Origin of the sequence: Streptomyces sp. AK010, assembly GCF_014207295.1 — a bacterium.
GTDB classification, from domain to species: domain Bacteria; phylum Actinomycetota; class Actinomycetes; order Streptomycetales; family Streptomycetaceae; genus Streptomyces; species Streptomyces massasporeus.
On sequence record NZ_JACHCX010000003.1, the window covers coordinates 54,986 to 79,990 of the forward strand.

General features: G+C 71.6%; 24 protein-coding genes, 4 tRNA genes, 1 other RNA gene and 1 pseudogene. 13 read left to right on the forward strand and 17 right to left on the reverse strand.

Features of this window, described 5'->3' with window-relative positions; genetic code table 11:
* Positions 1-106 precede the first annotated feature (106 nt).
* The 8 genes from HDC93_RS06350 (at position 107) to HDC93_RS06385 (ending at position 4,706) form a co-directional block, all read left to right on the forward strand.
* Entirely contained in the window at positions 107-424 is a 318-nt protein-coding gene (locus HDC93_RS06350; RefSeq protein WP_185008847.1) for an Lsr2 family protein, read from the forward strand.
* 133 nt (positions 425-557) lie between these two features.
* Positions 558-629: transfer RNA gene (locus HDC93_RS06355), tRNA-Gly, on the forward strand.
* Positions 630-710: 81 nt separating this feature from the next.
* Positions 711-783: transfer RNA gene (locus HDC93_RS06360), tRNA-Gly, on the forward strand.
* Between the two features lie 129 nt (positions 784-912).
* Positions 913-1,884, forward strand: a complete 972-nt coding sequence (locus HDC93_RS06365) for an ABC transporter ATP-binding protein (RefSeq protein WP_185008054.1) — start codon at positions 913-915, stop codon at positions 1,882-1,884.
* Positions 1,881-2,684, forward strand: coding sequence for an ABC transporter permease (locus HDC93_RS06370; RefSeq protein ID WP_185008056.1), 804 nt, complete (start codon positions 1,881-1,883; stop codon positions 2,682-2,684). Before HDC93_RS06365 ends, HDC93_RS06370 begins: the two co-directional genes overlap by 4 nt.
* Positions 2,685-2,704: 20 nt before the next feature.
* On the forward strand, positions 2,705-3,991 hold the full coding sequence (locus tag HDC93_RS06375) for a sensor histidine kinase (protein ID WP_185008058.1): 1,287 nt from the start codon (positions 2,705-2,707) through the stop codon (positions 3,989-3,991).
* Complete coding sequence (locus HDC93_RS06380) at positions 3,988-4,608, forward strand: response regulator transcription factor (protein WP_185008060.1); 621 nt, start codon at positions 3,988-3,990, stop codon at positions 4,606-4,608. The genes HDC93_RS06375 and HDC93_RS06380 overlap by 4 nt, the downstream gene beginning before the upstream one ends.
* A gap of 22 nt (positions 4,609-4,630) precedes the next feature.
* Positions 4,631-4,706, forward strand: a tRNA-Gly gene (locus HDC93_RS06385).
* A 42-nt stretch (positions 4,707-4,748) separates the two neighbouring features.
* On the opposite strand, the gene HDC93_RS06390 is transcribed toward HDC93_RS06385, so the two are convergent.
* The 6 genes from HDC93_RS06390 to ffs all read right to left on the reverse strand — a co-directional run bounded on the left by HDC93_RS06390 (position 4,749) and on the right by ffs (position 13,960).
* On the reverse strand, positions 4,749-5,648 hold the full coding sequence (locus tag HDC93_RS06390) for a phosphoribosylaminoimidazolesuccinocarboxamide synthase (protein WP_185008062.1): 900 nt from the start codon (positions 5,646-5,648) through the stop codon (positions 4,749-4,751).
* Between the two features lie 122 nt (positions 5,649-5,770).
* Positions 5,771-7,246: a N,N-dimethylformamidase beta subunit family domain-containing protein gene (locus HDC93_RS06395; protein WP_185008064.1), complete on the reverse strand. Its 1,476-nt coding sequence runs from the start codon at positions 7,244-7,246 to the stop codon at positions 5,771-5,773.
* A gap of 290 nt (positions 7,247-7,536) precedes the next feature.
* Positions 7,537-9,369, reverse strand: a complete 1,833-nt coding sequence (locus HDC93_RS06400; RefSeq protein WP_185008849.1) for a hypothetical protein — start codon at positions 9,367-9,369, stop codon at positions 7,537-7,539.
* A 358-nt stretch (positions 9,370-9,727) separates the two neighbouring features.
* The gene (purD, locus tag HDC93_RS06405; protein ID WP_185008066.1) at positions 9,728-10,978 is read right to left on the reverse strand and encodes a phosphoribosylamine--glycine ligase; all 1,251 of its coding nucleotides are present in this window, start codon (positions 10,976-10,978) and stop codon (positions 9,728-9,730) included.
* Between the two features lie 252 nt (positions 10,979-11,230).
* The gene (locus HDC93_RS06410) at positions 11,231-13,750 is read right to left on the reverse strand and encodes a DNA polymerase III subunit gamma and tau (protein ID WP_185008068.1); all 2,520 of its coding nucleotides are present in this window, start codon (positions 13,748-13,750) and stop codon (positions 11,231-11,233) included.
* A 113-nt stretch (positions 13,751-13,863) separates the two neighbouring features.
* An RNA gene (gene ffs, locus HDC93_RS06415) (signal recognition particle sRNA small type) lies at positions 13,864-13,960 on the reverse strand.
* A 71-nt stretch (positions 13,961-14,031) separates the two neighbouring features.
* Here ffs and HDC93_RS06420 point away from each other — a divergent pair.
* Positions 14,032-14,116, forward strand: a tRNA-Ser gene (locus HDC93_RS06420).
* 193 nt (positions 14,117-14,309) lie between these two features.
* Here the strand turns inward: HDC93_RS06420 and HDC93_RS06425 are convergent.
* Both HDC93_RS06425 and HDC93_RS06430 read right to left on the reverse strand, forming a co-directional pair.
* A complete protein-coding gene (locus HDC93_RS06425; protein WP_311774496.1) occupies positions 14,310-15,641 on the reverse strand; it encodes a helicase-associated domain-containing protein in 1,332 nt (443 codons plus the stop codon).
* A gap of 40 nt (positions 15,642-15,681) precedes the next feature.
* On the reverse strand, positions 15,682-16,404 hold the full coding sequence (locus HDC93_RS06430) for a hypothetical protein (RefSeq protein ID WP_185008070.1): 723 nt from the start codon (positions 16,402-16,404) through the stop codon (positions 15,682-15,684).
* 113 nt (positions 16,405-16,517) lie between these two features.
* Here HDC93_RS06430 and HDC93_RS06435 point away from each other — a divergent pair, with 113 nt between their 5' ends.
* Positions 16,518-17,762 (forward strand): plasmid pRiA4b ORF-3 family protein, encoded by a 1,245-nt coding sequence (locus HDC93_RS06435; protein ID WP_185008072.1) that lies wholly within the window; start codon positions 16,518-16,520, stop codon positions 17,760-17,762.
* Positions 17,763-17,902: 140 nt separating this feature from the next.
* Here the strand turns inward: HDC93_RS06435 and HDC93_RS06440 are convergent, their stop codons facing one another.
* Positions 17,903-18,316 carry a DNA-binding protein gene (locus HDC93_RS06440; RefSeq protein ID WP_185008074.1) on the reverse strand — a complete coding sequence of 138 codons (414 nt, stop codon included), beginning with the start codon at positions 18,314-18,316 and terminating at the stop codon, positions 17,903-17,905.
* Complete coding sequence (locus tag HDC93_RS06445) at positions 18,298-18,582, reverse strand: hypothetical protein (protein ID WP_030973973.1); 285 nt, start codon at positions 18,580-18,582, stop codon at positions 18,298-18,300. The genes HDC93_RS06440 and HDC93_RS06445 overlap by 19 nt, the downstream gene beginning before the upstream one ends.
* Positions 18,583-19,051: 469 nt before the next feature.
* On the opposite strand from HDC93_RS06445, the pseudogene HDC93_RS06450 reads away from it, so the two are divergent.
* Positions 19,052-19,258 (forward strand): annotated as a pseudogene (locus HDC93_RS06450) (VapC toxin family PIN domain ribonuclease); the annotation flags it as partial.
* 219 nt (positions 19,259-19,477) lie between these two features.
* On the opposite strand, the gene HDC93_RS06455 reads toward HDC93_RS06450, so the two are convergent.
* The 4 genes from HDC93_RS06455 to HDC93_RS06470 form a co-directional block, all read right to left on the reverse strand.
* Positions 19,478-19,915, reverse strand: coding sequence for an amphi-Trp domain-containing protein (locus HDC93_RS06455; RefSeq protein ID WP_185008075.1), 438 nt, complete (start codon positions 19,913-19,915; stop codon positions 19,478-19,480).
* A 90-nt stretch (positions 19,916-20,005) separates the two neighbouring features.
* Positions 20,006-20,278: a hypothetical protein gene (locus HDC93_RS06460; protein WP_185008078.1), complete on the reverse strand. Its 273-nt coding sequence runs from the start codon at positions 20,276-20,278 to the stop codon at positions 20,006-20,008.
* 72 nt (positions 20,279-20,350) lie between these two features.
* Positions 20,351-20,575, reverse strand: a complete 225-nt coding sequence (locus tag HDC93_RS06465) for a hypothetical protein (RefSeq protein ID WP_185008080.1) — start codon at positions 20,573-20,575, stop codon at positions 20,351-20,353.
* A gap of 44 nt (positions 20,576-20,619) precedes the next feature.
* Positions 20,620-20,853, reverse strand: a complete 234-nt coding sequence (locus HDC93_RS06470; RefSeq protein ID WP_185008082.1) for a hypothetical protein — start codon at positions 20,851-20,853, stop codon at positions 20,620-20,622.
* A gap of 146 nt (positions 20,854-20,999) precedes the next feature.
* Here HDC93_RS06470 and HDC93_RS06475 point away from each other — a divergent pair, with 146 nt between their 5' ends.
* Both HDC93_RS06475 and HDC93_RS06480 read left to right on the forward strand, forming a co-directional pair.
* Positions 21,000-21,221, forward strand: a complete 222-nt coding sequence (locus tag HDC93_RS06475) for a hypothetical protein (protein ID WP_031110278.1) — start codon at positions 21,000-21,002, stop codon at positions 21,219-21,221.
* A 91-nt stretch (positions 21,222-21,312) separates the two neighbouring features.
* On the forward strand, positions 21,313-21,471 hold the full coding sequence (locus HDC93_RS06480; RefSeq protein ID WP_221516450.1) for a hypothetical protein: 159 nt from the start codon (positions 21,313-21,315) through the stop codon (positions 21,469-21,471).
* A 28-nt stretch (positions 21,472-21,499) separates the two neighbouring features.
* On the opposite strand, the gene HDC93_RS06485 is transcribed toward HDC93_RS06480, so the two are convergent.
* Genes HDC93_RS06485 through HDC93_RS06495 form a run of 3 tightly spaced genes read right to left on the reverse strand, consistent with a single transcriptional unit; the run spans position 21,500 to position 24,950 of the window.
* Positions 21,500-21,985, reverse strand: coding sequence for an MSMEG_6728 family protein (locus tag HDC93_RS06485; protein ID WP_185008085.1), 486 nt, complete (start codon positions 21,983-21,985; stop codon positions 21,500-21,502).
* A gap of 17 nt (positions 21,986-22,002) precedes the next feature.
* Positions 22,003-22,455 (reverse strand): DUF4383 domain-containing protein, encoded by a 453-nt coding sequence (locus tag HDC93_RS06490; RefSeq protein WP_185008086.1) that lies wholly within the window; start codon positions 22,453-22,455, stop codon positions 22,003-22,005.
* A gap of 14 nt (positions 22,456-22,469) precedes the next feature.
* A complete protein-coding gene (locus HDC93_RS06495; RefSeq protein WP_185008088.1) occupies positions 22,470-24,950 on the reverse strand; it encodes a SpoIIE family protein phosphatase in 2,481 nt (826 codons plus the stop codon).
* Positions 24,951-25,005: the final 55 nt, after the last annotated feature.

The following is a 25,005-nucleotide window of genomic DNA, read 5'->3' on the forward strand; positions in this document are numbered from 1 at the left end:
CCTTCTTGCTTTTGGACACGCAGAAGGATTTAGTCGGACTTCACAATGTATTGCCGGGCACTGTACAAATGAATTGGCATAGTGCCGCATGAAGGGACCGATATTCGTGGCGCAGAAGGTCGTGGTCACTCTCTTCGACGACATCGACGGCTCGGAAGCGACGGAAACGATCGCCTTCGGACTGGACGGCACGTCGTACGAGATCGACCTGAGCGAAGTCAACGCCGGAGAACTGCGGAAGGCGCTCGCGCCCTACATGGAAGCCGGCCGCAAGCGGTCCCGCTCGGGCAAGGCCTACCGCCAGACGGAGGTCGCCCCCGACCCGTCGGCCGTGCGCGCCTGGGCCCAGGCCAACAAGATGGAGGTCCCCGCGCGCGGGCGCATCCCCAAGAAGGTCTACGAGGCGTTCACCGCCGCGCAGTGACGGCCGTCGGGCCCGGACCGGCGCCCGTCCACCCGCCCCTCGCGGCAACCGACTTGCGCAGCACCCCGGCTGATCAGCTAGAGTCTGGAGCACGCCGAGGGGCGAGGCCGAAAGGCCCAGCTCACGGAAACATGCGGGTGTAGTTCAGTAGTAGAACATCCCCCTTCCAGGGGGAAGGCGCAGTGTGCGATTCCTGTCACCCGCTCTGCATAGTCGTACCGGCCACACTTGTGGATCAGGTAGGCTGGTGCCCGCACCGGTCAGTGAAAGCTGATCGGGAGCACATGCGGACGTAGCTCAGTTGGTAGAGCGCAACCTTGCCAAGGTTGAGGTCGCGAGTTCGAACCTCGTCGTCCGCTCGGGAAAGAAGCCCCGGTCCTTCAGGACCGGGGCTTCTTCGTGTGCTGCTCCCCGCTTCTGACATTTGTCATGCCGAGTGATGACAGCGCGCACTGCTTGCGGGCCCGTACGGCCGGGACGCTCGGAGCATGGAAACCAACGGACACGAACACGTGATTGAGGTCACTGACCTGCGACGTGTGTACGGGGGCGGGTTCGAGGCGGTACGCGGGATCAGCTTTTCCGTCCGGCGCGGGGAGATCTTCGCGCTGCTCGGCACCAACGGCGCGGGCAAGACCTCGACCGTCGAACTCCTGGAGGGACTCACGCAGCCGGCCGGCGGACGGGTGAGGGTCCTCGGGCACGACCCCTACGCCGACCGGGCCGCCGTACGGCCCCGCACCGGCGTGATGCTCCAGGAGGGCGGCTTCCCCTCCGAGCTCACCGTCGCCGAGACCGCGCGGATGTGGGCGGGATGCGTGAGCGGGGCCCGGCCGCCGGCGGAGGTACTGGCGCTGGTCGGCCTGGAGGCGAAGGCCGGCACCCGGGTCAAGCAGCTGTCCGGCGGCCAGCGGCGCCGCCTCGACCTGGCCCTCGCCCTGCTCGGCGACCCCGAGGTGCTCTTCCTCGACGAGCCGTCCACCGGGCTGGACGCCGAAGGCCGCCGGGCCACCTGGGAGTTGGTGAGCGCCCTGCGCGACGGCGGGACGACCGTGCTGCTGACCACGCACTACCTGGAAGAGGCCGAGAACCTCGCCGACCGGCTCGCGATCATGCACGAGGGCCGGATCGCCACCACCGGAACCCCGGCCGAGGTGACCGCCGCGGAGCCGTCGCGGATCTCCTTCGAACTGCCCGACGGCTACTTCGTCGGCGACCTCCCGCCGCTCGGCGAACTGGGCGTGACCGGCCACGAGACCGACGGCCGGATCGTCCGGCTGCGCACCCATGAACTCCAGCGGTCCGCCACCGGCCTGCTGATGTGGGCCGCGCAGGCCCGGGTCGAGCTGCGCCGCCTGGACGTGCGCTCGGCCTCCCTGGAGGAGGCGTTCCTCGGGATCGCCGAGGACGCCTCCGGGCAGCAGGCCATGGGCATGACGACGAAGGAGTACGCGGCATGAGCGCCACGCACACGACGCCCCGCCCGGCGGCGACGACGACGACCCCAGTGAGCCGGATGACCGCTCTGGCCCGCGCCGAACTGACCCTGCTCGGGCGGACCAGGGGCGCGCTCTTCGCGGCGCTGTTCGTGCCGCTGGTGATGCCGGTCAGCGTGCGGGCGGCGTCCGAGGACATGGACCTCGCCGGGGCGGGGCTGAGCACCGGCACCCTGGTGCTGCCCGCCGCGGTCGGCTTCTCCCTGCTGTTCGCCGTCTACTCCGTGCTCGTCGGCGCGTTCGTCGTGCGGCGTGAGGAACTCGTGCTCAAGCGGCTGCGCACCGGCGAGCTGCGGGACGTCGAGATCCTGGCCGGCACCTCACTGCCGGCGGTCCTCACCGGGCTCGCGCAGTGCCTGCTGCTGGTGGTGGGGTGTGCCGTGCTGATGGACCTGTCCGCGCCGTCGGCGCCGCATCTGGTCGTCCTGGGGCTGCTGTTGGGGCTCGTGATCAGCGCCGCCCTTGCCGCGGCCACCGCGAGTTTCACCCGGACCGGCGAGAGCGCCCAGGTCACGCCCATGCCGCTGCTGATGGTCTCGATGATCGGCTCCGGCATGTTCGGACCGCTGGAACTGTTCCCGGACCGGGTGGCCTCCGTCCTCGAAATGCTGCCGCTGACGCCCGTCATCACGCTGGTGCGCGGCGGCTGGACCGGTGGCCTCTCCGCGTACGAGGCGCTGGGCGCTCTCGCGACCGCCATGGCCTGGATCCTCATCGCGGTGTTTGCTGTACGGCGGTGGTTCCGCTGGGAACCGCGGCGTTGACCGAAGGGGAGTGACGGGGGATGCGCACGCCGGGCAGGTGGTGGCGGCACAAGACCACGCCGGAGAAGGTCGAGTCGTACACGCGGTGGTCGTTCCACTTCTTCGCGGTGACGGAGTTCTTCTCCGTCGGGCTCACGTCCGTGGCCCCGCTCGGGCCGCGGCTGGGTGGGGCCGCCATGCTGGTGGTGGCCGTGCACGCCGGCCTCTGCTTCGTGACCGTCTCCCGGGCGATCGACTGGACCCGTGGCCGCAGGCCCCAGCCCACCGGACTGATGTGGACGCTGGCCGCCGTCACCGCCGCGATCGCCGCCGCCGCGATCGGACTCGCCGAGCTCGGACCGGACCGCGAGGCCGTCGACACCGCCGCCGGTGGCGTCTTCGGAGTGATCCTGATCTTCGGTCCCGGCATCATCGCCCTCGGCGTCCGCTCCCGGCGACGCGCGTTCGGCATCGCGGGCGGCTTCGCGGCGGGCACCTGGCTGGTGGCGTTCGCGCTCGGCGCCTCCGCGCTCACCGCGTTCTTCACGTCTCTGATCGTGCTGATCGGCGGCATGTTCATCGCCTTCACGGCCGTCTTCTCGGTGTGGCTGCTCAATTCCGTCTTCGAACTCGACGAGGCCCGCGAGACCCGGGCCCGGCTCGCCGTCGCCGAGGAGCGGCTGAGGTTCGGGCGGGATCTGCACGACGTCATGGGGCGCAACCTCGCGGTGATCGCCCTCAAGAGCGAGCTGGCCGTGCAGCTGGCCCAGCGGGGGCGGCCCGAGGCCGTGACGCAGATGGTCGAGGTGCAGCGGCTCGCGCACGAGTCGCAGCGGGAGGTACGCGAGGTCGTGCGCGGCTACCGGGAGGCCGACCTCGGCTCGGAACTCGCCGGGGCGCAAGGGGTGCTGGCGGCGGCCGGGATCGACTGCACGGTCGACGGGGCGACGGCGGCGGTGCTGCCCGCGGCGGTGCAGTCCGCCCTGGGGTGGGTGGTGCGGGAGGCCGCGACGAACGTCCTGCGGCACGGGGACGCGCGGCGGTGGGCGGTGCGATTGCAGGTGCTGGAGGGGTGGGTGGTGTTGTCCGTGGAGAACGACGGGGTGAGCGAGGCGGGGACCGGGTCCGGGAACGGACCTTCCGGCTCGGGGCTCGCCGGGTTGCGGGAACGGCTGGCGGAGATCGACGGGACCCTGGAGGCCGGGCCCGTGGGACAGGGGCTGTTCCGGCTGACGGCGGAGATTCCGCTGCCGTCACGGCCAGGCACCGCCGGCGCCGTCCCGGCGGCCGCCGTCGCCCCGCTCTCTGTGAGTGAGGTCACGCCATGACGGCCGTGGAACCCGTGCGGCTGCTGCTCGCCGACGACGAGCACCTCATCCGGGGAGCGCTCGCCGCGCTGCTGTCGCTGGAGGACGACCTCGTCGTCGTCGCCGAGGCGGCCACCGGGCCCGAGGCGCTGGCGATGGCCCGGGCGCACCGACCCGATGTCGCCGTGCTGGATCTCCAGATGCCCGGAGCCGACGGTGTGAAGGTCGCCACACACCTGCGGACCGAACTGCCCGGCTGCAAGGTGCTCATCGTGACCAGCCACGGACGACCCGGGCATCTGAAGCGGGCACTGGCGGCCGGGGTGCGCGGGTTCGTGCCGAAGACCGTGAGCGCACAGCGGCTCGCGGAGCTCATCCGGACGGTGTACGCCGGGAACCGTTATGTCGACCCGGAGTTGGCCGCCGACGCGATCGCCGCCGGGGACTCGCCGCTGACGGCGCGGGAGTCCGAGGTCCTGGAACTCGCCGCCGACGGTGCGCCCGTCGCGGAGATCGCCGAGCGGGCCGCGCTGTCGCAGGGGACCGTGCGGAACTATCTGTCGTCGGCCGTCTCGAAACTCGGTGCGGAGAACCGGCATGCGGCGGTACGGCTCGCGCGGGAGCGAGGTTGGGTATAGTGGTTCTCGCGCCACGGCGCATGCGAACGTAGCTCAGTTGGTAGAGCGCAACCTTGCCAAGGTTGAGGTCGCGAGTTCGAACCTCGTCGTTCGCTCCATCGAAGAAGCCCCCCGGTTCCGCCGGGGGGCTTCTTCGTGTCCTACGACCAGCTCGTGCCGGTCAGGCGCTCGTACGCCTCCACGTACTTGGCGCGGGTGGCGTCGACGACCTGCTGGGGCAGCGCCGGCGGCGGCTGCTCGCTCTTGCGGTCCCAGCCGGACTCCGCTGAGGTCAGCCAGTCCCGGACGAACTGCTTGTCGTACGACGGCTGCGCCCGGCCCGGCTGCCACTGGTCGGCCGGCCAGAAGCGGGAGGAGTCCGCGGTGAGGACCTCGTCGGCGAGGACCAGGTCGTCGCCGTCGAAGCCGAACTCGAACTTGGTGTCGGCGAGGATGATGCCGCGCTCCCGGGCGATGTCCCGGCCCCGGGAGTAGACGGCGAGGGTCGCCTGGCGCAGCCGGGCGGCGGTGTCCGCGCCGACCTGGCGGGCGACCTCCTCATAGGAGACGTTCTCGTCGTGCTCGCCGACGGCGGCCTTGGTGGCCGGGGTGAAGATCGGGGCGGGCAGTTCACTGCCGTCGGTGAGGCCCTCCGGCAGGGCGAGACCGCAGACCGTGCGGGTCTCGTGGTACTCGGCGAGGCCCGAGCCGGTGAGGTAGCCGCGGGCCACGCACTCGACCGGGACCATCTGCAGGGACTTGCAGATCAGCGTGCGTCCCGCCCAGTCGGCGGGGGCGCCGTCGGGCAGTTCCGTGCTCAGCACGTGGTTCGGGACCAGGTCGGCGAGCCGCTCGAACCACCACAGGGACAGCTGCGTGAGGATCCGGCCCTTGTCGGGGATCTCGGTCGGCAGCACCCAGTCGTAGGCCGAGATGCGGTCGCTGGCGACCATCACGAGGTCGCCCGCCTCGTTCCGGTACAGCTCGCGCACCTTGCCGGTGTGCAGATGTACCAGGCCCGGAACCTGGATCGGCTCGGGCTTTTCGACGAATCCGGACACGGTTCCTCCCCGTGGTTGAAAACAAAGGGGCGCCCGTAGGGCCCGGATAGGGCGGCGGTGGGTGACGGGCGGGCCCAAGTGGCTCGATTCTCCCGTATCCGAGCCTGATCATGGACAGTGGGTCAGTCGCGTTTGCAGATGCGGTCCAGGAGATTGGCCGTGGCCCGCTGGACACGGCTGTCGACGTGGCCGGGGCGGTCCAGGGCCGGTGACCAGGCGAATGTTCCGGATGCGAAGACCCAGGCGCCGGAGGGAGCGCGGTACAGAGACGTCTCCTGGTGGCGCGCGACGCCCTCCTTGTCGGTGTACGGGGAGTGGGCGAGCAGCATGCGCTCCTCGTGCCCGGGCAGCGGGGTGCGCGGGAAGTAGCGGTCGGCCTCGCCCGCCACCAGGTTCTCGATCTCGTCGCCCTCGTGCGCCCCGGTCGCCTCCCACAGCCAGTGCCCGGCGTTGCGCACGATCAGCGGGTGCGGCTCGGGGACGGGCCCGGCGTACTGGATGCCCATGAGCTGCTGCTCCGCCCGGTCGATCTCCCGCCACAGCACCGGCTTGCCCGGGCCCCGGCGCTTGCGGCAGGTCAGCAGCCGGTCGGGCACGCCGGACGGGGAGGGGCCCAGCTCCACCTGCCAGTACATGGAGTTGGCGGAGAGGAAGACCAGCGAGGTGCCGGCGTCACGGCCGCGCTCCACGGTGGCGCGCATGGCGGCCGACCAGTACTCGTCGTGGCCCGGGAAGACCAGGCCCCGGTAGCGCGTGGGGTCGACGCGGCCCGCGTGCAGGTCGCTGGCGTCGGCGTAGGCGACGTCGTAGCCGTAGCGCTCGGCCCAGCGGATGAAGTCGTAGGCGTGGCCGACGTGCAGGGGCAGGCCCGCGCCCGCGTACGGACGGTCGAAGGAGACCGTGGTGGCCGCCTCCGACTCGCCCAGCAGCCGGCCCTTCTCGTCCCAGGCGTGGTAGAGGCTGGCGCCGGTGCGGCCGTCCTCCGGGTAGAGGTTGTACGCCTGCCAGGTGACGTCGGGCAGCACGAGCAGCAGGTCGGCGGGCTGGTCGTGGCGGACGGTGAAGGGGACGTGGGAGCGGTAGCCGTCGGCGGTGGTGAGGACGGCGACGTACGCGCCGATGTTCCAGTACGAGGGGACCTGGAGGCGCCAGGACAGCCACCAGTGGTGGCAGGAGACCGTACGGTCCGCGGTGAGCGGCGCGGGCTGGACGATGCCGGACAGCCGCGGGCTGGTGGTGATCTTCGCGGCGCCGTCACCGCCGTAGTGGCCGATGCGGTAGATGTCGACGGCAAACTGCTGCGGCGGGTCGACGGTGATGTGGAAGTCGATGGCCTCGCCGGGCGCGACCGCGCCGGTGGAGGTGAAGCCCTTGATCTGGCGGTTGACGTCGTCGGCCGCGCGGGGGCCGCTCGAGCGGCTGCCCTTCTTCGACGGATTCGACGTGTCCTGGTCCACATACCAGGGGACGACCTGGCCCGAGTCGTCGAAGTACGTCACGTTGCCCCGCAGCCACGGAACGGGGCCCTGCCCGAAGGGATCCGTCACGGCGTGCGCGAGGGCTCCCGACTCCCAGCGGCGGATCTGCTCCGAGCCCATGGTTGCTTCCCCTCCCCTGTGCCCCCGTGGTGGTGCCTGCCCGTGCGGCGTGTGCGGTGCTCTGCGGTGTGTGCGGTGCCCTGCGTTGTGTGCGGTGTTCCGCGGTCCGTGCGGTGTTCCGCGGTCCATGCGACGCCGTCGTTCCTGTGCGCTGCCGTCGTGCCTATGTGCTTGTCGTATGTCGCAAGCCCTTGCCATGCACGCGAACGGTCCAAGCACATCACATACCGCGCGCACTTCGTCACTGTTCGTTTTGAATTGGCCAGAACCGGAAGTTCGTGCTCCGGTGTTCAGCCGAGACGGACCGGCTTCTCCGGGCGTATGCCGAGCTGGGACAGCCAGACCCGCAGGGGCGTGGCGTCGCCGTCCTCGATGAGGGTGAGGACCTTGGGCGCCAGGTCGGCCGTGCGCTCACCGTCGATCAGGAGGGTGGGGCCGTCCAGCCAGTCCAGGCCCGGGGTCGCACCGGCGGTGTCCATCGCGGCGCAGCAGACCATCGCGGTGAGGTGGTCGGCGAGCAGCTCCCTGGCCGTGCGCGGGGGCTGGAGGGGGAAGAGGGGGAGGGCCCGGTCGTCCCAGAGGGCCGCGGGGTCGGGAGTCGGGGACGGGGTGGCTGGGGAGGGGGCCGCGGGGGAAGGGGCGGCCTCCTCGCGGGCCAGTTCGGCGCTGAGGCGGGCGGCGAGGGTGGCGCTGGGGGCCGTCGTACCGGCGAGGTCCTCGTCGTCGAGAGGGTCCGGTCTGCCGGGAGGCGGACCGGCGGCTCCGGACGGCGCGGTGTCCGGCCCGCGGCCGGTGGAGCCCGCTGCGGGGCCGGTCGCTCCGGTGTTCCCGGCCGTCCACGCCGGGCCCGGGTCCGTGAGGTGGTCGAGGACGCGGGACAGGGTCGGGGCGACGGTCGCGGGAGCCGTGGGACCGGTGGCGGGGCGGACGCCCATCGCGTCCAGGACGCGGTGCAGGCGGGCCGCGTCGAGGCGCCACTTGCGGTCCACGACCTCGTCCGGGTACGCGCTCCAGTCCACCGGCGACCAGTCGGGGCCGGGCCCGGCGGGGCCGCCGTGGAACAGGCGCGCGGCGAGGAGGGAGGCGGCCTCGTCGACCGTGCCCGGCTCCTCCAGAAGATCGCAGGCGGGCCGCTCGCCGAGCCGGGACGCGAATCCCTCGGCCAGGCGGTCGCGCCGGGACAGCTCCGTGAGCGCCGCGACCACACCGGCGTCCAGCCGGGACGGCCAGCGGCCCATCCGCCAGGCGGGCAGTGCGACCCGGGTCAGCAGCCGGTCCCAGCCCGCGTACGCCAGGCCCACCTGCTCCTGGGCGACGATCCGCAGCCCGTAATCCACAGCCTGTGCACGCTCCGCCGCCGCGGCCGCCACGCCCCGCTCCAGCTCGGCGGCATGGACGCGGCAGCTGCGCAGCAGAAGCCGGGCGACCCACCCGACCTCGGCGAGCACCGCCCGCGACACCGGGTCGCGCCGGGGCTCCGAGGCCACGGCCACCGCGGCGTCCAGGCCCCGGACGAAACGGCGGGCCGCGGCTATGTCCGGGTGGGCCGAGGGGCCCGTACCGGCGATGACCGGGGCGAGGACCGCGCGCAGCTCGCCGACCCGCATCCACCACAGGAACGGGGAGCCGATGACCAGGACGGGTGCCACAGGATGCCGGCGGTGCGCCTGCTTGCCCGCTCCCGCGATGTCGCGGTGCTCCTCGGCCGGGGGCGGTGCGTGGGCCGGGTGGGTGCGGTCCTCCAGCCAGCTGTCGCAGTCCGGGGTGAGCGCTATCGCGGAGGGCGCGGGGACGTCGAGGCGATCGGCGAGGTCGCGGACCATCCGGTACAGGTCGGGGGCCGCCTCCTCGGTGACCGGGACGGTCGGGCTCATGGCGGGCCGGGCCCGGGCGACGACCAGGGCGATCCCTGCGGCGGCGAGCAGCACGAGAACGGCGAACGGCGTCAGCACCCAGCGGGCCGCGTCCCAGACGGGGCCCGCGAGGCGGTCGCCGACGGTACCCGCGAGCAGGACCACGGCGACGGCGGCCGGGAGCAGGGCGACGGCCAGGGCACGGCTGCGGATGCGCAGCACTGCCAGTGCCCGTGCTCGCGCGGCCTGCGCGCCTGCCTCCACACCCATTCCGGTCACGACCGACCTCACCCCCTCCCCGTAGAACCGACGCTGCCCTTGCTCACTCCCCCACTGTGGCACCCGTCACTGACATCGCAATGCCGGTGGGCCAAGTGCCGGAACGCTTGCGCCGCACCCTAGTTGGGGCTCCGCCCCCCGTCAGCCGGATAGGGCATCGGTCACTCGATGGAATGGCTTTGGGGAGAGGTGGATGACGGAAAACGTGCGTCGGGCTCGCGCCTCTCGCATACGGCCCCCGCCCCATCGCATGGTTCGGGCCCCGGATCCTGAGACGGATCCGGGGCCCGGGGGGTTCATCGGCGGCGGGGTGGTGTCTCCGCTCCGGCCGCAACGAGAGAGGGGGGCTTTACGCTCCCGCCGCCTTCGCGGCGATGTCCGTGCGGTGCTGGGAGCCGTCGAGGCGGATGCGGCCGACGGCCGTGTAGGCGCGGTCGCGGGCCTCGGTGAGGTCCTTGCCGGTGGCCGTCACGGACAGGACACGGCCGCCCGCGCTGACCACGGCGTCGCCTTCCTGCCTGGTGCCGGCGTGCAGCACGTACGCGTGCGGGGCGTCCTGGGCGGCGACCTCGTCGAGTCCGGTGATCGGATCGCCGGTGCGCGGGGTGCCGGGGTAGTTGTGCGAGGCGACGACCACGGTGACGGCCGCCTCGTCGCTCCAGCGCAGCGGCTCCAGGTGGGCGAGGTTGCCGGTGGCGGCGGCCATCAGCAGGCCGGCCAGGGGCGTCTTCAGCCGGGCCAGCACGACCTGGGTCTCGGGGTCGCCGAACCGGGCGTTGAACTCGATCACGCGGACACCACGCGAAGTGATCGCGAGGCCGGCGTAGAGCAGACCGGAGAACGGGGTGCCGCGCCGCTGCATCTCGTCCACGGTCGGCTGCAGCACGGTCTGCAGCACCTCGTCGACCAGCTTCGGGTCGGCCCACGGCAGCGGGGAGTACGCGCCCATGCCGCCGGTGTTGGGGCCCTCGTCGCCGTCCAGGGCACGCTTGAAGTCCTGCGCGGGCTGGAGGGGTACGACCGTCTCGCCGTCGGTGACGGCGAACAGGGAGACCTCGGGGCCGTCGAGGTACTCCTCGATGACCACGCGCTCGCACGCCGCCGCGTGGGCCCGGGCCGCTTCGAGGTCGTCGGTGACGACGACGCCCTTGCCGGCGGCGAGCCCGTCGTCCTTGACGACGTACGGAGCGCCGAAGGCATCGAGGGCCGCGTCGGCCTCCTCCGGTGTCGTGCAGACGTACGAGCGGGCCGTGGGCACCTCGGCCGCCGCCATGACGTCCTTCGCGAAGGCCTTGGAGCCCTCGAGCTGCGCCGCCTGCCCGGACGGGCCGAAGACGGGGATGCCCGCGTCGCGCACGGCGTCGGCGACACCGGCGACCAGCGGGGCCTCCGGGCCGACGACGACGAGCTCCGCGCCGAGGCGGGTGGCCAGCTCGGTGACCGCGGCACCGTCCGAGGCGTCGACCTGGTGCAGCTCGGCGACCTCGGCGATGCCGGCGTTGCCGGGAGCGCAGTGCAGCGCGGTGACATCGGGGTCGTGGGACAGGGAGTGGCACAGGGCGTGTTCGCGGGCGCCGCTGCCGATGACGAGGACCTTCACGGGGTCAGCCTAACGGGAGACTCCGGGTTCCCTTTGTGCGGGCTTCCGAAGGGAGGGGGGATCTTGAGCTGGATGTTCCTCCAAGACGGGCCCCGTGTGCCTCGTGGCGCGTGCCCCCTCGGGACGTTCCTCGGGACGCGTGATTCCTCGGGACGCGTGATTCCTCGGGGCGCATGTCCTTCGGGGCTCGTGCTCCTCGGGATGCGTGTTCCTCGGGATGCGTGTTCCTCGGGCCGCGCAGGCGAGACCCGGCTATTCGTTCGTGAACTCCTCGACCACCGTCGCCCCCAGCTCCCGGACGATCAGCTCCTGGCCGGAGAGGGCCGACTCGTCGAGGTCGGGGTCGTCGTCCTCGGGGATGTCCTCCTCGACCGAGACGTGGCGCGGCGGTGGGGCGGAGGGCTGGGGGACGGAAGCGGTCGGTGCCGGGGCCGGGGTGGAGGCCGGGGCGGGGCTGCTCGACTGCTGGGCCGGAGCGGCCGGGGGTGCCGACTGGGGCGGGGCGGGGCGCTGGGCCGTGGCCGTACCGCCGCCCGCGTTGTATCCGCCGCCACCGCCGGGGCTGTAGCCGCCACCGCCGGGGTTGTAGCCGCCACCGCCGCCTCCGAACCCGGAGGGGCCGCCCGGCGCCGGGGGTGCGGAGCCGCCCGAGGGGTCGACGATCGCCTCGATCTTCCACTGCACGTTGAACTGCTCGCCCAGCGCCTGCCGCAGCACGTCCTCGCTGCCGCTGCTCAGGAAGTTGTCCCGCGCGCCCGCGTTGACGAAGCCGAGCTGGAGGGTCGTGCCGTCGAAGTTGGCCACCTGGGCGTTCTGGCTGAGCAGGATCCAGGTGAAGCGCCGGCGGTTCTTGACCGCCTCCAAGATGTTCGGCCAGAGCATGCGGGGGTCGAGGCCACCGCCGCCGCCCGACGTAGTGGGCGCGGGGGCCGGGGCGGCCGGCGCCGGAGCCGAGGGCTGGGCCGTCGGTGGTGTGCTGGGGGCGGGGGTGCTCGTCGGCGGGGTGCTCGCCGGTGAGGTGTTCGAGGCCGGCGCGCCCGGGGTGGCCGTGGGCCAGCCGCCGGGGCGACGGCCGCCGCTGCCGGCAGAGGCGGCGGCGGGCCAGGCGCCCGGGGCGGAGGAGGCGGCCGGGGCGGACGGGGACTGTCCGCCCGGGGCCGGGGTGGAGGCGGCGGCCGGGGCCCCGGCGGGGGCGCCGGGGCCTCCCGGGGCACCAGGTCCGGCCTGGGAGCCGGGGGCAGGGGCATGAGCCGGAGGCGCGGCCGGTGTCGTCAGCGGCGCGCCTTGGCCCGGTGCGGGCTGCGGCGCACCCTGGCTCGTCACCGGAGGGGCGGAGTCGGCCGCGGCCGGCACAGGGCCCACGCCACCGGCGCCGGGCGCGGCACCGCCGTTGCCCGGTGCTCCTGCGTTGCCCGGTGCTCCTGCTCCTGCTCCTGCTCCTGCTCCTGCTCCTCCGGACGCACGGACGGCAGCGCGGGCCGCGGCCGGACCGCCGCCCGGTGGCACCGCACCGCCGCCACCCGCCTGGACGGGAGCGGCAGCCGCTCCCCCATGGCCTTCCGGCCCGGGTACGTATCCCGCGGCGGGCATGCCGGCGGGGCCCGCGGAGTAGTTCACGCCGCGCTCGATCCGGTCGAGGCGCGCCATGACGGACCGCTCGTCGCCGTAGGCGGCGGGGAGCAGCACGCGGGCGCAGATCAGCTCGAGCTGGAGACGGGGCGAGTGGGCGCCGCGCATCTCGGTCAGGCCCTCGTTGACGAGGTCGGCGGCGCGGCCCAGCTCGGCGGGGCCGAAGGTGCCGGCCTGGGCCTGCATGCGCTCGATCACATCGGCGGGGGCGTCGATGAGCCCCTTCTCGGCAGCGTCCGGGACGGCGGCGAGGATCACCAGGTCGCGCAGCCGCTCCAAGAGGTCGGCGACGAAACGCCGGGGGTCGTTCCCGCCCTCGATCACGCGGTCGACGACCTCGAAGGCCGCGGCTCCGTCGCCGGTGGCGAAGGCCTCGACGACGGAGTCGAGCAGGGAGCCGTCGGTGTACCCGAGCAGGGCGGTCGCCATGGCGTATGTCACACCGTCGGCCGCGGCACCGGCCAGGAGCTGGTCCATGACGGACATGGAGTCACGCACGGACCCGCCGCCGGCGCGCACGACGAGCGGGAGCACGCCCTCGGCGACGGGAATGGTCTCCTTCTGGCAGACCTGCCCGAGGTACTCCCGGAGGGTGCCGGGGGGCACGAGCCGGAAGGGGTAGTGGTGGGTCCGGGACCGGATCGTCCCGATGACCTTCTCGGGCTCGGTGGTCGCGAAGATGAACTTGAGATGCTCCGGCGGCTCCTCGACGACCTTCAGCAGCGCGTTGAAGCCGGCCGACGTGACCATGTGGGCCTCGTCGATGATGTAGATCTTGTACCGGCTGCGGGCGGGCCCGAAGAAGGCCTTCTCGCGCAGGTCACGGGCGTCGTCCACGCCTCCGTGCGAAGCGGCGTCGATCTCGATGACGTCGATGGAACCGGGGCCGTTGCGCGCGAGGTCCTGACAGGACTGGCACTCCCCGCAGGGTGTCGGCGTGGGCCCCTGCTCGCAGTTCAGGCACCGGGCCAGGATCCGCGCGCTGGTCGTCTTGCCGCAGCCGCGCGGCCCGCTGAACAGGTACGCGTGGTTGACCCGGTTGTTCCGCAGCGCCTGCTGCAGCGGGTCAGTGACATGCTCCTGCCCGATGACCTCGGCGAAGGTCTCCGGGCGGTAGCGGCGGTACAGAGCGAGAGACGACACGCATACGAGGTTATAGGCGCCCACTGACATCGGGCCCGGCCCGGGCCCGGCCGGAGATCCGGTCCGGGAGGTCCTGATCCAGGAAGCCCTGCCGGGAAGGCCCCGTCCCGGAACGCAGACGCCCCCCACGCACCCGCCAGAGCCAACCTACCCTTGCTGCCTTCCGGCCCTGGGGGAGTTCAGTCAGATAGCGCCGCGTGAGGGGCTGCGCCAAGGCTACCTGATGTCGGAGGCGGGAACGAGTTCGCGAGCACTCCTCAACGTCTTGTATTGTTTGCGGCGGAGGATTCGCCTAGAGGCCTAGGGCGCACGCTTGGAAAGCGTGTTGGGGGCAACCCCTCACGAGTTCGAATCTCGTATCCTCCGCAGCCGCCTGAACAGGCGAAACAGAGCGTCGGACCGCAGATCGCGGTCCGACGCTCTGGCGCTTGGTCTCATTTATTTCCGACACTCAAGACATTTCATCCATGCGGCGAACGCGCCCTCTGTCGATGATCAGCAGTCACGCATCGATGTGCGCCCCGGCCCGAGGTGCCCCGAAGCGGCTCTCCTCGTGCCATCAGCCCAGCGGGTAGCCCAGGGCCAGGGCGGCCTTGCGGAACGCCGGCAGACGGTCGGGGGAGACCGCAAGGTGGCGCTCGCCGATTCGTGTACACACCGCACGCAGGCGGCGATCGCTGATGATGAGGGCTGCCAGTGCCTCGTCCGCGCACTCGATGAGATGAGTCTGCCCCGTATCGCGGAGTCGGCCGGTGCGGCGGCCAGTGTCGTCGAGCAGGGTGGTGACGGTGTGGGGCACAGGGTGTGAGGCGGCCTGGTTCAGGTAGCCACGGAGCTCGTCGAGGGTGTGCCCGCGGTCGAGGGCGTGCAGAAGAGAAGCGGCGGTGAGCGTCCAGACCCGGTCGGTTTTCCGCTCAGAGAAGGCGTCCAGGAGGAGTGCGTCGGCGGAAGGCAGACCGTCGAGGGCGACGATGTCGAAGTTCGCCAGGACGGTGAGCCTGCCCGTCGGGACGACCGAGGCGGGGGCCTGGGCAAGGGCGTAGTCGCCTGTGAGGCCGACGGCGTGAGCGCCCAGAGGATTGAGGCGGAGTGCGGACAGGCCGTCGTAGCGGCTGAGCTGGTCGAGGCAGTCGCCGCCCCAATTGTCCCGGTAGTCATCGCGGGCGCCCGCCGGAGGGACGTACTCGATGTCGACGACACCGAGCGTGGCGGCGTACTCGAAGAGCACCGCCAGGGTGTATCGCCCCTGGAGGAGGGACCAGCCGTGGTAGCCGTCGTAGCCGAGGCTGCCGTATTGCGGATCCTCCAGGTACAGCTTCCACAGGGCGCGTTCACTGCGGTGGACGACTGGATCCAGACCGGCCGCGCGCATGGCTGTGAACAGGCCGTCGATGGACATCCACTCACCCGGGGTGAGGCCGGCCAGCGCTTGGCCAACGAGCTTGCGGCGCGGTTTGGCGGCGGTCAGGACGTTCGCCGAGCGCTGGCCCTTGATCTCCTCGACGCGGGAGAACTCGTCCAGGAGGCTGTTGTTCAGCCAGCGTTGCCACAGCTGGGCAATGGTCAGGTGCGGTGGCCGGGTCAGCGCGGTCTTTCCGCGCGTGGTCAGCACCAGCCGACCGCCGGTGAGCTGGGCGAGGCCGCCTGCCTGGAGCAGCATCGGCCAGGCGAAGGCGGCGATGGCCTCGTGCGGATAGAAGTCGCCGCCGTTCAGGACGTCGGCGACCGCCGAGACGGTGGCGGTGCTGGGGCGGCGGGTCTTTTCGCTGCACCGCAGCTTCCCCGTCATACACAGGCGCAGCACCGTCAGCAGGTTGGCCTGCGCCTCGTGCTCGGCGTGCCGGACCCGTGGAGTGCCGGTGGGCTCCTGTTGCTGTTCGACCGGTATCACTGCTCGTGTTCCCCGCTTCGTGCCGCTCGCGCCCCCGTTCCTACAGATGGGCTACGTAGTCGTAGTTGGCCGGACCGCAGGTGCGCTCGAGGATCTGGACCACCTTGCGCGGGTTGTCGTGCGGGCCGGAGAAGTAGAACGGCTTGCCGTCCCGGCCGAAGCCGATGACGGGCCGGTCGCCGGGCGGGGCACCGAGGTGCGCTGCGGCGTCGGCGAAGCCGCCCGCGGGCTCGAAGCCAAGACCGCGGGCGTAGGCGACCGCATCGTGCACGATCGTCTGCGCCTGCTCCACGCCGATCGACAGCGGCCAGTGGTCGAAGGCCGAGTAGTACATCGGTACGTAAGTGGTCAGGGTTCCGGACCCCATCACCTCGGGTTCGGTGACGTTCTTGACTCCCAGGCAGTACACGTCCACCAGGAACCCGGTGACGGTCACCCTGCTGGCACGTTCCTGGCGGGCCAGCAGAATCTGGGCGAAGCCGCCCGTGCCCGGGTCCGGCTCCTGGCCGAGGGGGTCGGCCGCCGCCCAGGCCGGGGCTTTGGCCATGTCCAGTCCTGCGCTCCAGCCCGCGTTGACCCAGCAGCCCACCACCGGCCGCTCATCCGGCGCGACGTTCGCCAGTGCCGCCTCGGCGACCCGTCTGACCAGCGCGGTGGCCTGGGCCTGGCGCAGCCCCAGCGCCTTCGCGATCTGCTTCGGCGCGCTGCCGCGCTCCCTCATCTCCCGGACCCGGGCCAGCAGTTCCTCGTCGTGCGTGGTCACCGTCACAGTCTGCCACTTCCGTGTCGCCCCCATGCGAAGAACAGGGTGCGCCGGCGGTGCTGCCATCCTGGGTTCGGGTGATACGGGACACGAACCGGAACGGGCAGGTCAGCATGGGTGAGACAGTGAGCAGGACCGTCGAGCAGGTGCGAGCGCTGGTCGGTTGGGTCGGCGCGGGACGCAAGCTGACCCAGACCGGCCGTGTGACGCTTGCCGACGCGCGAGCATTGGTGGAGGTTCTGGACACCGGCGACCGGATGGACCCGGTGATCGGGGACCGTACGTTCAGGACGAAGTCCAGCGAGGAGTTGTACCACCTCACGCTGCTGGTCGACTGGGCGAAGGCGGCACGACTGCTGCGGACGGCGGGCGGGCGCCTGCTGCCGGTGAAGAAGAACGCCAAGCTGCTGGACCGCCCCGAGGAACTGCGTGGCGCGCTGTTCGCGGCGCTGCCGCGCATCGGCCCGGCCGTGACGGTGTCCGGCTGGCTGGAGTCCCTGTTCGCGCACGAGTACGACCGGGGCCTGCGGGCGTTGCTGTACCGGCTGTACGCCGCCACGGCCCCGGTGCCGCTCAGTGACCTGTACGAAGTGGTGTGGCACGCGGTCAGCCCGCTGTACGTGCTCGACGACCTGTCCCCCGACCGTCTGGGGCATCTACGCACCGCCAACGACCACGACGTCCAAAGGGTCCTGAAAGCCCTCGCCTCCCTGGGCGTTGTCCATCTCACGGAGACCACCGCCGAGTTGACGGCGGACGGCCGCATCGAGACGGCCCGGATGCGCGGCGAGCCCGAGCCCGGCGACGCGGTGTTGCGGATCCTCGTTGAGCTCGCCGACGTGGACGACCCCCGGGTTTGGCGGCAGCTGCTGGTGCCCGCCTCGATCCGCCTGGACCGGCTTCACTCCGTGATCCAGGACGCGATGGGCTGGCAGAACTGCCACATGCACGCGTTCACCATCGACGGCGTCCAGTACGGCCGTCCCGATGGCGAACTCGGATTCCGCGACGAGCGCACCGCCACACTGGGCGCCCTGCTCAAGTCGGGTGCCCAGTGTGTGTACACCTACGACTTCGGGGACTCATGGGAGCACCTCATCACCGTGGAGCAGTTCCAGACAGCCGCAGCCGGGCTCCACTATCCGTACTGTGTGGACGGTGCCGGGGCGTGCCCGCCCGAGGACTGCGGCGGCGCCCCCGGCTACAGCGATCTCAAAGTGATCCTCGCCGCCCCGGCGCATGGGGAACACCACGCCATGCTGGAGTGGCTCGGACTTCGGTCCGCCACGGAATTCGCCCCTGACCGTTTCACGCCGGACGCGGCCAACACGCGGCTGCTGCACCTCACGGCACCATGAAAGACGAAGCGTCCGGCCACGCAGCCGATCACGGCCCTGGGTGCTACCGACTGGTCAGACTGGTCCACCGGCCCCACCGCGCTCGGACAAGAACGTACGGGCCGACCTTCCGTCCCCGGCGTTCGGGTCTTGGGCATCTACTACACGGCGACGAGGCGCACTCGGTCGCCGCAGAGCTTCGTCATGTCGTCGATGTCCGAGGTGAGCATGACGACCGGGCGGCGCTGACGCAGCGCCGTCTCGGCCACGGCAGCGTCGATGGCGTATTTGTGACCATGCAGCCCAGCGTTGATCAGCATGGCTGAGGCGGCCTTGGCCTCCTCGTCGCCGATGTGCACGATCCGCACGCCGGACAGGACCCAGGCGAGCCGCGCCTTGTCGGTCCGGCGATGCACCGCTTCGATGATGGTGAGTGCGCTGATGACGACTTCCATGCCCCGCTTGCGGGCTTCGGCGATGAGGGCAACGACGGGCTCGTGATCACTGACCAACTTCGACAGGCCCTCGCAGTCGAGAACGAGGGTGCCTTCGTGGCTCAGCTTGCGGCGGGCCACTGCCCCTCCTCGGCGAACACCTCGTCGAAGACCCGTCGTGCCCGCTCCTGCTCGTGCTCGGAGATCGGCCCCTGACGACGTTCGTAGTCGGCCAGGTACTCATCCAAGATCTGACCGCGCAGCTCGCGCTCCACCGCTTCGGTGATGAACGCGGAGAACTCACGCTTGCCGACCCGTCGGCGGATCGCCTCCGCCGTCCCCTCGGGGAGGGAGAGGCTGACCCTGGTGGCCGGCCCTTCGCCGACGCTGTAAGGAATCTCGCTCATGGGATCGACATTATCAAACAAGTAGGAATTCGGTCTGGGTGCAGCACCCACCGAACGGCGTGGGCCGCCCACCCGTCACATCGTGGTCTCAGTTCTGGTCTCATTCACCCACGTTCAGTTGCGTCCGGACGTCGCTGAACTATCCGCTCCACCGCAGGTCGGAACGCCCCCGCCCCTCCCCGAACCCCCAGACGAGCATTTGGAAAGCGTGTTGGGGGCAACCCCTCACGAGTTCGAATCTCGTATCCTCCGCAGCTGCCTGAACAGGCAGAACGAAGAGCCGAGCCGCAATCGCGGCTCGGCTCTTCGTCGTGCACTGGTTGCAGTTTTGGTTGCACTTATATACGCCCATCAAGGACATTTCGGTGAGCGGGCAGCCGGATCCTCTCCTGCCGTGGGCTCTGTCTTCGTGCGGCATCCGCGGATCATGGAACTGCGCCGTGCTTGGCCTAGGCGCCGAAGCGGCTTCGACCGCGCCTACGACCGCGCCTGGCAGGTCCAGGAAGCGCTCACCAGACAGGGAAAGCATCGCAGTGCGGGTGCGGTGGATCTCGTCGTCGCCGCAACGGCCGAACTGCAAGGGCTCACCCTCCTGCACCGCGACCACGACTTCGCCTGCATCGCGGCAGTGACCGGCCAGGCTCTCCAGTGGTACGGCCCGGAGAGCGGCAAATAAGCCGGCGATGGTTGCAGTTCTGGTTGCATCCACCTCCGTACAGCACCGTTCAGGAGCCCCACCCGCTACAGCCGCACCGCAGGTCAGAACGCTCCCGCACCTCCCTGTACCCCCGGACGAACAGTTGGAAGGCGTGTTGGGGGCAGCGCCTCACGAGTTCGAATCTCGTATTCTTCCGCCGGACCGCTTTCGCGGTCCGGCCCTCTGGCGTTTCCTGGCTCAGGGGGATTTCGCAGCGGTCCGCTCGGTGCTCCTGGCCTTGCCGGAGCCCGTGCTCCTCGCCTTGCCGGAGCCCGTGCGCCCGGTCGTGCCGGATCCCGTCCCCCCGGCCTTGCCGGACCTCGTGGCACTTCGGGACGCCGCAGCGGGTGCGCTCTGGCGCTCGGGCTTCTCCGCGGGGGCGGCCGTGCGTGACCCGGTCGCCCGGGCCGGTGCGGTCGTCCACTTCAGTTCGATCTCCAGCTCGATCTCCCCATCGCCGATCTCGACCTCCAGCTCGCTGTGCAGGTCGTCGGGGATGCGCAGGCCCAGTGTTCCGGGACCGAGTTCCAGCTCGGCGTCCCCACCCTCCCTCAGCGCGTCTGCGAGTGCCGTGAGCTGGTCGGCGGCCTCCTGGCGTGTCAGCGAACGCTTCTGCTCGAACTTGAGGTCCGTCATGGGTGCCCTCCGATGCGGCAATGGCACTAGAGAAAGGGGACGAAAAAGTAGATAAGGACATTTTGACGCGATGTGACGGCTTGGACATCCTCATGCGCCCCGCGGGGTGAGGCGGATCTTCACGCCCTCGTCCGTCGACTCCCACGGCGCACCGCGTTCCAGGGTCCGGCGCCCCTCGTCGAGCATCGCCTCGCGCACCCGCAGCGCCGCGTCCATGAGCCTGCGCCACTCCCGCTCGGCGCCGAAGACGCGCCTGGAGCGCTCCGTGGAGTCGATCAGCCACTTGGCGGCCTCTTCCACGCCCTCCACGGACTGCGAGGCCGTTCCGACCCCTTCCAGGTCCCACGTCATCCACAAGGCCACGGCGCCAATGTCCCGTTCGCCGCCTGTGAGCGCACTCCGGGGCGCCGCCCGTGGAACCGGGCCCGCGGCGGGTCAGTCGCCCGCCTGCGGACCCCAGTGCTCGGGCCCCACGCCACGCCAGTCGATCCACGGAACCTCCGCCACGTCCGCGGGGTCGATCTCCAGCCCCGCGCGGCGGAGGAACTCCGCGACATCGGTCACGTCGTGGGCGAGGCCGAGGATCTCGCCGTCCACGCGCACGCGGCGGCCACCCGAGGGCGACGGTGGGTGCACGATCACGCGAATCGGTCCGGCCATACCCTCAGGATCATCCGGGACGTACGGTCCCGCAGGCCGGCGCGTCACCGGTGCAGCCGCTCACGCACGTCTCCGGCCGCCCGCCCCAGCTCACGCAGCTCCCACCACGCCGCCGGGCTGGGCCGTCGCCGCTGCCAGTAGGGGTGGAAGAACGCCTGAGCCGACAGCCGCAGCAGACGCCGGCGCAGCTCGGTGCGGCCGGGCCGGTCGGCGAGCTGCCGGTAGGTGGCACTCCACTCCTGTTGCGCCCGGACGAGGTCGTCGGGAAACGTTCGCATGGCCGAATTCAATCATGTGTTCGATTTTTTGGGCCAGCGCAAGGACCGTCGCAAGGCCCCGGCGACGCTTCGCTTACGTCTCGGTTCGGGCACTGGACGTGGACAGCCGCAGCGCGAGGGGCGTCTGTGGGCGCATACTGAGGCCAATGACAAAGCCTGCTGCTCCCAAGCGTCATTTGCCTACCAGCCCCTTCAAGGCGCCGGTCGCCCCCGCTCCCAAGCACTTCGCCGTGGGTGACCAGGTCACGCACGACATGTACGGGCTCGGCCGGGTCATCGGCATCGAGGACGGGATCGCCGCGCTCGTGGACTTCGGTTCGGCGCAAATGCGGATCCTGAGCCCGTACGCCAAGATGACCAAGCTGTAGGACCTCCGTGCCCGGTCAGGGCACGCCTGGCCCTGACCGGGCCAGTAACGAAAAGAGATCTCTCATCGAACCGACTTCGCTGTTCTCCGCCGTGGAAGGGCAGACCAGACGCTCCCGCGCGGCGTCGCCGACTCCGGCGACCAACCCCTTCCAGGCCCCGGACTTCGGGGAGGACGAAACCTTCCCGCTCGACGACGTGATGGAGCAGCCCGCCCCGTCCGGACGTCCGGCGCGCCGCAGGGCCGCCTAGTCCCCCAGGGACTCGAAGCGGGAGCCCGTCAGTTCCGGGACGGCTGCCCGCCCGTGCGGTCCGACGTCGGCCAGACGTACGGCAGATCGTCGGGGACGTCCGGGAAGAGGGTCGCGTAGGTCTCGGGGTCCTTGCGGACCAGGGCCGAACGGTGGCTCTCGTGGAAGGGGTCGTCGCCGAGCCAGGGCGGAAGTTCGCCCTCGGCGGCCAGCAGGTGCTGGTCGCGGACCGGGGCGTGCGGGCGGGTCGCCGCCAGATCGGCCACCAGCGTCGCCGCGCAGGTGTCCTGGTGGCCCTGTTCACGCCAGACACGGCAGACCTCCAGGCCGTAGCGGACCAGCGCCTCCTCGTAGCCGAGCCACATCTTCACGGCCGGGTGGCGGCGCCAGCCGTAGCCGGGGACGACCAGGCCGCGCAGGACCTGCAGCGCCTCGACGCGCTGTTTGCCGAGCCGGCGGCGGTCGAGGGCCAGGGCCGAGGTGCGGAAGTCGGGGTAGGGCAGGAAGGTCTGCATGCCGTCCTCGGTGATCCTTACCGTGCGTCGGTGGGTGTCTCGCGCCGGCTCAGGGCCAGGGCCAGGCCGGTCATGGCGACGCCCAGGATGCAGTGGAGCCAGTCGTCCGCGGTGTTCAGCGGCACGAAGTTGGCGTCGCTGTCATGGCCGACCGACAGGCCGTACACCCACAGCACCAGGTAGACGGCGCCGCCGACCAGCAGATACGAGTACGCCCCGGCCGCCGTGCCCGCGAGGATCAGACCCGCGAGGCCGTAGCCCAGGTGCACGAGGTTGTGCAGGATCGACACCTGGAACAGGCCGAACAGTTCGGCGTCCGACTCGTGCGAGGCGAACTCCAGCGAGCCGTAGTCGGTGGTGACACCGGGGATGAAGCCCAGCACGCCGATCACGAGGAAGACCCCTCCGAGCAGCACGGCGGCCTGCTGGACGGGGGCGCGGGCGGCCCGGTGCGACGCGGGTGTGGTCATGGCCGGTGGGCTCCTCACGCGGGGGTCAGGGTCTGTTCCGCCCAGATGGTCTTGCCCACCGCGCTCTGGCGGGTGCCCCAGCGCTCGGTCAGCTGGGCGACGAGGAGCAGACCGCGGCCGCCCTCGTCGTAGGTGCGGGCGCGCCGCAGGTGAGGGGCGGTGTTGCCGCCGTCGGAGACCTCGCAGATCAGGGTCGAGTCGTGGATCAGCCGGAGCTGGACCGGCGGCTCGGCGTGCCGGATGGCGTTGGTGACGAGTTCGCTGACGACCAGTTCCGTGACGAACACGGCGTCGGAGAGCCCCCACCGTTCCAGTTGCTCCACCACGTCCTTGCGGGTCTGCGCGACCGCGGCCGGGTCGGCCGGCACCGCCCAGGTGGCGACCTGCCGCGCGTCGAGTGCACGGGTACGGGCGAGGAGCAGGGCCACGTCGTCGGCCGGGCGCTGCGGCAACAGGTCGGTGAGGACCGTGTCGCACAGGGCGTCCAGCGAGGCCGCCGGGCGGGCCAGGACCTCTCGCAGCCGGTGGACGCCGGTGTCGAGGTCCCGGTCGGGTGTCTCGACCAGGCCGTTGGTGTAGAGGGCGAGCAGGCTGCCCTCGGGGAGGACCACCTCGGTGGCCTCGTACGGCAGGCCGCTCAGCCCCAGCGGGGGCGCGGCCGGGAGGCCGACGAGGTCGACGGTGCCGTCGGGGCTCACCACCGCCGGGACGGGATGCCCGGCCGTGGCGAAGGAGCAGCGCCGCGTCACGGGGTCGTAGACGGCGTACAGGCAGGTGGCCCCGACGTCGCTCGGGGGCTCGGCGGAAACCGCGTCCCTGCCCTCGGTGTCGCTCTCCTCCCCGGTGTTCAGGCGGGCGACCAGGTCGTCGAGGTGGGTGAGCAGTTCGTCGCAGGGCAGGTCGATGTCGGCCAGGGTGCGGACCGCCGTGCGCAGCCGCCCCATGGTCGCCGACGCGACCAGACCGTGGCCGACCACGTCTCCGACGACCAGGGCCACCCGTGCGCCCGAGAGGGGGATGACGTCGAACCAGTCCCCGCCGACGCCGGCGTGGGGGCCCGCCGGGAGGTAGCGGGAGGCGACCTCGACGGCCGCCTGCCGGGGCAGCCGCTGCGGCAGCAGGCTGCGCTGGAGTGTGACCGCGGTGGCCCGCTCGCGGGTGTAGCGGCGGGCGTTGTCGATGCTGACCGCGGCCCGGGCGGCGAACTCCCCGGCCAGGACCAGGTCGTCGTGCTGGAAGGCCTCCTGGTTGCGGTGCCGGGCGAAGAAGGCGACGCCCAGGGTGGTGCCGCGGGCGGCCAGCGGCACGGCCATCACGGAGTGGATGCCGAACCCCCGGACCCGGGCGGCGCGGGCCGGGTCGCGGGCGAGCCAGGCGGTGAACGCCGGGTCGGTCACCTCGTGCACGGCGGGGCGCCCGGTGCGCAGGCTCTCGAAGGGCATCGAGCCCGGGGGGTAGGAGTCGACCGCGCCGGCCGCCACGACCGACTCCGGGGCACCCGGAGTCACCGACCGCAGCGCGGCCCGGCGCAGCAGCAGCGGCCCGTCCGCCGGAACCGCCGGCGCGGGCGGCTCGGGTGCGTCGTCCAGCGCGGCCAGCAGGTCGACGCTGACGAAGTCGGCCAGGACCGGGACGGTCACGTCCGCGAGCTCCTGGGCCGTGCGCGTCACGTCGAGCGTGCTGCCGATGCGCCGGCCGGCCTCGGCGATCAGCTGAAGGCGCTTGCGGGCCCAGAACTGCTCGGTCATGTCGTGCGCCGAGAGGCAGACGCCCCGGATGGTGTCCTCGTGGTCGCGCAGCGCGGAGATGAAGACCGACCAGGCGTGCTCGTGGTTCTCGCCGGGCGCCCGCAGGTAGTTCTCCTGGTACTCCGGCTCGCCGGTGCGCAGGACCCGGGCCATGCTGCGTTCCGCCCGCAGGCCGGAGTCGTCGTCGATGACCTCGGACACGCGCAGGCCCCGCATCTCCGTCTCGGTGAGCCCCGCGTACCGTTCCATGTCGGCGTTGGCCCGGCGCAGCCGCAGCCGGGTGTCGTAGATCGCCTGGGCGCAGCACGGGGACTGGGCGAAGCTCCAGCTCACGAGGGACTCGTCGAGACCGGCCGGTGGCTGCCGGTCGGGCAGGGCGGAGACGATGAGCCAGGCGGGGGTACCGGCCCCGGGCGGCCTGTGGTGGGCGAGGATCCCGACCGTCAGTTTCCGGCCGTCACGGTGCCGGAGCGCCACGTCGCCGTTCCAGCGGGGCAGCCCGGCGAGCGTGGCCAGACCGCCCGGCACCGGGATCGGCTCGGCCAGCAGACCCGCGGCACGGCGGCCGGTCAGCTCCCCGGCCGAGTACCCGAGGAGCCGCTCGGCGCCCGCGTTCCAGCCGGTCACGGTGCCCTGTTCGTCGAGGGTGACACGGGCCGTGAGGGATGCGTCGACGAGGGCTTCGAGGACCTCGGGTTCTTCGCCGAACGAGCGGCCGGCCCGGCCGACGGTGACGGGCTGCTCCATGATCGGTCATCTCGCTCTCGGGGAGAATCAGCCGTGGCACCGGATTTGCACAGAT